The organism is Pseudomonas sp. UBA2684 (assembly GCA_002354655.1).
In the GTDB taxonomy this organism is placed as follows: domain Bacteria; phylum Pseudomonadota; class Gammaproteobacteria; order Pseudomonadales; family Pseudomonadaceae; genus Aquipseudomonas.
Genome location: DELY01000006.1, coordinates 121,551 through 128,524 on the forward strand (window position 1 = coordinate 121,551; position 6,974 = coordinate 128,524).

Genomic DNA, 6,974 nt, shown 5'->3' on the forward strand with positions numbered 1-6,974 from the left:
CGATTGAGAACACCTAAAGTGCTTGGAAAAACGCGCTTCAAGCCGCGGCTAACCACCATCAGCGTATCGCTGATGGTGCTCGCCATCGCCGTCGCGACCCAGCTTGGCCTTGGCCTGTACAAGCTTTATATCGGCTGCCCGCGAGCGTTTACCGACTGCTATGTACGCGATATCGATACGATCTTCTGGCCGCAGGTTCTGAGCATCCTCGCGCTCTATCTCATGCTGCCGGTTCTGCTGGTTAGCATCAGCAAGCGTGCGACATGCTGGATCCTCCAGCGGATCAGGCGCGGGTCGGCCAGCTAAACCGCTCCCTGACCTGTTCGGCGTCTCCATCGGGTCTGTCCGTGGTTGCGCCGTGCCTCGGCGCACCCTGGCTGCGCACCGACTACTCGCCGCGAATGTACTGTTCCAGCTGCTGGATCAGGCTGGCCTGCTCGGCGATGGTGTGCTTGACCAGGTCGCCAATCGACAACAGGCCAATCAGTTCGCCTTCGGCCAGCACCGGCAAGTGGCGCAGATGGCGGTCGGTCATCAGTTGCATGCAGTGTTGCGAGGTGTCGCGTGGGCCAACGGTGATGACATCGGCGGTCATGATTTCGCTGATCTTGGCGCTGAAGGCCGAGCGCTCCAGCAGCGCCACCTTGCGGGCATAGTCACGCTCACTGACGATCCCCGCCAGGCGTCCGTTGTCCAATACCACCAGCGCACCAATGCCTTTCTCGGCCATCAGTTTGACCGCGTCGAGCACCGTGGTTGTCGGGCCGACGCTGTAGACGGCGGCATGTGGCTTGGCTCTGAGAATCTCGGCGACTGTTTTCATGCAGTGGCTCCCTGTCTTGGTCTTCTGGCAATGGAGGATGGCGCGAGGACAGCTGCGTTGAAGAGCGTAGCCAACCTGACGACAGAATCAGAGCATCTGGGCGACTTCGACGCAACAACCGGCGGCACCTACTGCAATCCTAAGCCTAGCAGCAGGCGCCCAGGCCACGGCCTACCTAGACCAGTTCTGGCTCAACACCTCGGCTTGCTTGAGCACCAGCTCGATGGCCTCATCAGCCTTATCCGGCGGGTACTTGTAGCGGCGCAGGGTGATGCGCACCAGATTGCGCAGCTTGGCGCGCACGCTGTCGCGCACCTGCCAGTCCACAGTAGTGCTGCTGCGCAGCTTGCCAGTGAGTTCATGGGCGATCTGCTTCAGTACCTCGTCACCCAACTCCCGCACAGCGCTCTCGTTATTGGCCAGGGCATCGTAGAACGCCAACTCATCTTCATTCAGCCCAAGTTCTTCATGACGCCTGAGCGCCTCTTGGAACTCCTTAGCCATGGCGATCAGTTCTTCGATGACCTGGGCGGTTTCGATGGCGCGGTTGCGGTATTTGCGCAGGCTTTCCAGCAGCCGGTCGCTGTATTTCTTCTCCTGCACCACGTTGTTGCGGGTGTGGGAACGGATTTCATCGCGCAGCAATTTTTCCAGCAGCTCCACCGCCAGGTTCTTGCTCTTCATATTGCGCACATCGGCCATAAAGTCATCGTCGAGCAGACCGATATTGGGTTTATCCAAGCCGGCCAGTTCGAAGATGTCCGCCACGCCCTCGGCAATTACGGCGTTATCGAGAATCTGCTTGAGTGCGGAGTTCTTTTCTTCCTCGGTGAGTTTTTTATCGACCGTGGTGTACTTGGTAATCACCGCCTTCACCGCCGCGTAAAAGGCGATTTCCTTTCGGTACTCTTCGGCTTCGTCCAGGGTGCCGCACAAGGCGAAAGCCTTGCTGATCGCCAACACCAGGTCGAGGAAGCGCTTCTTGCCGTCATTCAGCCCCAGTACATGGTTGGCCGCCGGCACCAGCAGCAAGGTGGCCTTGGTCGCGTAGGCGCCAATATCGAGCTTCTCGCCGTCCACCTCGGTGGCGAACATGCCGCGCAGCACATCGACTTTCTCCACCAGCAGGGCGAAGGCTTCCTGCGCCAGGTTGGCCGGCTGGCCCTTGCCGTTGGCGTCGGTGTAGGTCTTCAGCGCGCTTTTCAGCTCGTTGGCGATGCCGATGTAATCCACCACCAGCCCGCCTGGCTTGTTCTTGAACACTCGATTGACCCGGGCGATGGCCTGCATCAGGTTGTGGCCCTTCATCGGCTTGTCCACATACATGGTATGCACGCAGGGCGCATCGAAGCCGGTCAGCCACATGTCGCGCACTATCACCAGGCGCAGCGGGTCGTTGGCGTCCTTGAAGCGTTTCTCCAGGGTCTTTTTCTGCTGCTTGTTGTAGATGTGCGGCTGCAGCAGCTCGCGGTCGGAGGCCGAGCCGGTCATCACCACCTTGATCGCACCGCGGTCGAGGTCCGCGCTATGCCATTCGGGCCGTAAGGCGATTATGGCGTTGTACAGGTGCACGCAGATTTCCCGGCTCATGCCGACGATCATGCCCTTGCCATCCAGGGCCGCGCTGCGCGCCTCGAAATGCTGCACCAGGTCGGCAGCCACCTGCTGAATGCGTGGCTCGGCACCCACCAGTTTTTCCAGGGCCGCCCATTGGCTCTTGGTTTTCTCGCGGTAGGAGATGTCTTCCTCGTCCTCGATGATCTCCTCGACATCCTCGTTGAGCCGCTCGATCTCGGCCTGGTTGATGTCCAGCTTGGCCAACCGGCTTTCGTAGTAGATCGGCACGGTGGCACCGTCGTCCACGGCGTCCTGAATGTCGTAGATGCTGATGTAACCGCCGAACACCGCTTGGGTGTCTCTGTCTTCGTTGGCAATCGGCGTGCCGGTGAAGCCGATAAAGGTGGCATTGGGGATGGCATCGTGCAGGTGCTTGGCGTAGCCACTCACATATTTGTGGCCGGTTACTTCGCCACTGGCCTTGTCCTTTACTTCCACCAAACGGGTTTTCAGGCCGTACTGACTGCGGTGCGCCTCGTCGGAAATCACCACCACATTGCTGCGCGAGGTCAGCGGCGGATGCTGCTCTTCATCTTCCAGCAGCGAGAACTTCTGCACTGTGGTGAAGATGATGCCGCCGGACTGCCGCGACGCCAGCATCTCGCGCAGCTCCTCACGGCTGTTGGCCTGCTCCGGCTCCTGCTTGAGCAACATCTTGGCGCTCTTGAAGTTGTCGAACAGCTGGCCGTCGAGGTCGTTGCGGTCGGTCACCACCACCAGCGTCGGGTTCTGCATCTGCGGTTGCTGCAACAGCTTGCCGGCATAGCAGACCATGGAGATGCTCTTGCCCGAGCCCTGGGTATGCCACACCACTCCAGCCTTGCGGCAACCGGGCTGTACGCCCTTACCGTAGCTGGCGCGCTCCTGCTGCGTCTGGCCCTCGGGCACCGAGGCAATAAGGGTGACACGCACCGCCTCGCGCACGGCATGGAACTGGTGGTAACCGGCGATCTTCTTGATCAAGCGGTCGCCGTCCTGTTCGAACAGCACGAAGTGGCGGATATAGTCGAGAAACAACTCGCGCTGGAAAAAGCCGCGCACCACCGCTTCCAGCTCGTAAGACAGCAGCGGCTTGTCGTGCTCATCGTGAATGGTGCGCCAGGGCAGGAAGCGCTCCTTGTTGGCGGTCAGCGAACCGACCCGTGCGGTGATGCCATCGGAAATCACCAGCGCCTGGTTAAACAGGAACAGCTCGGGGATTTCCTCTTTGTAGGTCTGCAACTGATTGCAGGCATCCCAGATATCGGCGTTCTCATCGCCGGGGTTTTTCAGCTCGATCACCGCCATCGGCAGGCCGTTGATAAACACCAGCAAATCCGGGCGACGGTTGCCCTTGCTGCCCAACAGGGTGAACTGGTTGACCAGCAAAAACTGGTTGTTGTGCGGCAGCTGGAAGTCCACCAACTGCGCGTGGTCATGCTGCATCTCGTCAGCATCGCGGTACTGCACCGGCACACCCTCCAGCAGCCAGCGCTGGAACTGCCGGTTGTTGTGAATCAGCACCGGGCTTTGCGCCTTGCCAAGCAGTTCCACCACCTGCTCCTGCAGCACGGCAGGCGGGATATGCGGGTTGATACGCACCAGCGCGGCCAACAGGCGACCACTAAGAATCACCTGGCGATAATCCAGACGCTCGGCCGCCTCGCCGTCCGGGGATAGATCCGGCCCATAGGCGATCTCATAACCGCCCTCGCGGAACCACTCCAGGCACAGCTGCTCCAGCAGGTCTTCCGTAATAACCTTCACTGCATAACCTCCCAATGGCCACCCTTGGCCGGGCCAATACGCCGCAAGCGCCCTTGCTCGCGCAGCTTGGCAATCTGTTTTTCCACCGCCCGTGGGCTGATGCCCAGGCGCTCGGCCAGCACACGGGCCGGTAGACGCGGTTCGCTGCGCAGCAGCGCAAGAATCTTCTCCGAACTTTCTTCCGAACCTTTCTCCGAACCTGTCGCCAGGGTTTCGCCCAGGGCATCGAGCAAGGCTTGCAGCATAAATTCGATAAAGGGCGTGGCCTCGGCGCGCTGGTCCGCCTCGCTCAAGGCCTGGTAATACGTCGCCTGGCGCGCATGCACCAGGGTTTCCACCGGCAGGTAAGCCAATAGCGGCTGCCACTGACTCAAAATCAACGTCTGCCACAAGCGCCCCATACGGCCATTGCCGTCGTCGAAGGGGTGGATAAATTCAAACTCGTAATGGAACACGCAACTGGCAATCAGCGGGTGGGCGTCGCTGGAGCCCAGCCAGTGCAACAGGCCGCCCATCAACTCAGGCACCCGGTTGGCCGGCGGCGCCATATGCACCAGCGCCTCACCGCGATAAATGCCCACCCCGCCCTGGCGATACTGGCCTGGCCCATCCACCAAGCCCAGCATCAGGGTTTTATGCGCCGCCAGCAGGTCAGCGGCACGCTCGGGCTGCCACTGGGGCAGTTGCTCATAGGCGACAAAGGCATTGCGCACCTCCTGAATCTCCCGTGGTTGGCCGAGCACGCGCTTGCCATCCAGTACGGCAGTCATCTGCTGCAGCGACAGGGTGTTGTGCTCAATGGCCAGGGAAGCATGGATGGTGCGGATACGGTTATCGCGGCGCAGATGGGGCGACAGCGAGGCAACGCCCGTGACCGACCAACGCCCGAGCAGCTCGCAGATGCTGGCGACCTGCTGGAGGATGCGGGCGGTGAGTTGGTAGGGCGGCTGATAATCAGGCATAGGGCAGAAGGCTAGCCCCCTGAAGCCAATGGCTGTAGTGCATCCAATGACAGCAACGTGTAGCGCGGCCGCCCTTGCCCGACCTGGATGACGTTCAGTTTGATCCGCGCGGGCTTGTGTAACCAGTCGCGGTTGAGCACATCAGGATCCTCGATGGCGGTATCGACCTTACCCTTGAGAATCACCGCCTGATCGCCCAGCTTGAACTCGAAGGTGCGGCTGGCAGGCAATACGCCCTGGAACTCGCCCCGGTACTCCTCTTCGGTTTCGTGGATATTGTCCTCCTGCAAGCGCGCGGCAGACCGCTTGAGCTGGGCCATATCCTGAAAGCGAAAATACTGGTTCTTGAACTCAAGCCCGCACCAAGCATCCTGCTGCTGCAGGTAACCGAGAAATTCGGCGACCTTGCGCACCGCACGCGGGTGAATGTCCTCGACCAGTTCGGCCACTTCATCATCGCTGCCCTGCGCGGCTTGGCGCATAAGCGCCTGAATTTTCGCCAGCGCATCCTCCGCCTTGCTCGGTTCGGGAAACAGGTCGTGGTCTTGTGGTTTGGGCAGCTCGAACTCGAAACCGAACGAGCCGATAGCCGTGCCGGTAATCAACAACTGATTTTTGCTTTTATCCGGGATAGGCCCCATATAGCGCAGGCTCTCGCCAATGCCAGCCGCCACCGCCGCCACCGCATCGGAAAAGACGCCCGCCGCCTTACCGGCAAAATCTGCGGCGATACCATGGCTACCCAGCACGGGTCGCCCACGGAAGGTGAGTTTGGCCTTGTGGCTCAATTGCTCGGGTGCGCGCCCTGCGATCAGTTGCTGTGCCGACGCCAAGCGTGCTTCCAGCCCCATGCGTTCAAGCACACTGTCCTGCGGAATCTGCGCCAACAGGGCTTGTAGCTGATCGATCTCGCCCGCGATGGCCAAGTATTCGTCGTAACTCATGGCGTCACCCCTCCACCCTGTACCAACTCAAGCATACGCCTTGCCACCTGATCATCCTCTGGTGCCAGGTCTACCTGCACAAAACCCTTCCATACGCCGTTACGCCGGTGCGACCACATGCTGTACCAATAGGCAATCTGCTGCACATGGCGCGGCTCGGTGGGCTGGCCAAGGATGCACGGGTAGGCATCCAGTAAATAATTGGCTTTGGTCTGTGCGGGGATAAATAGATGCGCGGCCTTGGCTGCCAGGCTGGCCTGGGTTTCATTGGCCGGCAGATGGAAGAAGGTCACCACATCCATATCCTGCGGCGGGCGGGACTCCAGCACTTCCACGTGCTCCATAAAGCTGCCATCCAACCATTGAAACCCACGAACAATGCCCAAGGCATGCAAGGCGGCCCGATAGTCCAGCAGGCCCTGGAGAATGCCCACGCGCTGCGCGGAACCGGAAAAGCCCTCGACCACCTCGGCCAACGCCACCCGATAGGGTGAGCGGCTCACGCTATGTCCGGCCTCGCCGGGATGGATCGGCGGCAATACACCGGCCAGGTTCCATGCAGGGATCATGTATTCATCCTTGAGTGCTCGGGGTTCAGACGGGCAAGCATAGTTAGGCCACGGCCTGCTCGGCCAGCTTTTCGGCGGGAAGGCGCAGTTGCCCGGAGATTAGGCGGGGTAAGAGGGTGTCGCGTAGCTGGGTGAGGGTTTGAGCTTGCGCTTGGTTCTCGTGAATAGCAGCCCAAAGCGGTGCCGCAACATCAACGAATGCCGACTTTAAAGGCTCGGGCGGATTGAGCACCGGGTAGCCTGGAAAAGCCTTGAGAGCAATACGATTGACCGTTGCACCGTGGATCGTATGTGCGGATTCCACGCTGACTCG

6 protein-coding genes and 1 pseudogene are annotated in these 6,974 nt (G+C 60.4%); 1 reads left to right on the forward strand and 6 read right to left on the reverse strand.

Annotation, left to right across the window (positions count from 1 at the left end; all coding sequences use genetic code 11):
* The first annotated feature begins 3 nt into the window (after window positions 1-3).
* On the forward strand, window positions 4-306 hold the full coding sequence (locus tag B3M58_RS03355; protein WP_296217148.1) for a hypothetical protein: 303 nt from the start codon (window positions 4-6) through the stop codon (window positions 304-306).
* 82 nt (window positions 307-388) lie between these two features.
* On the opposite strand, the gene B3M58_RS03360 is transcribed toward B3M58_RS03355, so the two are convergent.
* From B3M58_RS03360 to B3M58_RS03385, 6 genes and pseudogenes are all read right to left on the reverse strand, one after another.
* Window positions 389-823, reverse strand: a complete 435-nt coding sequence (locus B3M58_RS03360) for a CBS domain-containing protein (RefSeq protein ID WP_296217150.1) — start codon at window positions 821-823, stop codon at window positions 389-391.
* Window positions 824-994: 171 nt separating this feature from the next.
* On the reverse strand, window positions 995-4,177 hold the full coding sequence (locus tag B3M58_RS03365) for a type I restriction endonuclease subunit R (RefSeq protein WP_296217157.1): 3,183 nt from the start codon (window positions 4,175-4,177) through the stop codon (window positions 995-997).
* A 5-nt stretch (window positions 4,178-4,182) separates the two neighbouring features.
* Window positions 4,183-5,148: a Fic family protein gene (locus B3M58_RS03370; RefSeq protein ID WP_296217152.1), complete on the reverse strand. Its 966-nt coding sequence runs from the start codon at window positions 5,146-5,148 to the stop codon at window positions 4,183-4,185.
* A gap of 11 nt (window positions 5,149-5,159) precedes the next feature.
* On the reverse strand, window positions 5,160-6,092 hold the full coding sequence (locus B3M58_RS03375) for a hypothetical protein (protein WP_296217153.1): 933 nt from the start codon (window positions 6,090-6,092) through the stop codon (window positions 5,160-5,162).
* Window positions 6,089-6,661 carry a DUF6932 family protein gene (locus B3M58_RS03380; protein ID WP_296217154.1) on the reverse strand — a complete coding sequence of 191 codons (573 nt, stop codon included), beginning with the start codon at window positions 6,659-6,661 and terminating at the stop codon, window positions 6,089-6,091. The genes B3M58_RS03375 and B3M58_RS03380 overlap by 4 nt, the downstream gene beginning before the upstream one ends.
* 43 nt (window positions 6,662-6,704) lie before the next feature.
* Window positions 6,705-6,974 (reverse strand): annotated as a pseudogene (locus B3M58_RS03385) (restriction endonuclease subunit S); the annotation flags it as partial.

Bases quoted from the DNA above. Each gene is read 5' to 3' on its own strand.
- B3M58_RS03360 (WP_296217150.1), bottom strand. From the start codon at position 823: ATGAAAACAGTCGCCGAGATTCTCAGAGCCAAGCCACATGCCGCCGTC.
- B3M58_RS03370 (WP_296217152.1), bottom strand. From the start codon at position 5,148: ATGCCTGATTATCAGCCGCCCTACCAACTCACCGCCCGCATCCTCCAG.
- B3M58_RS03375 (WP_296217153.1), bottom strand. From the start codon at position 6,092: ATGAGTTACGACGAATACTTGGCCATCGCGGGCGAGATCGATCAGCTA.
- B3M58_RS03380 (WP_296217154.1), bottom strand. From the start codon at position 6,661: ATGATCCCTGCATGGAACCTGGCCGGTGTATTGCCGCCGATCCATCCC.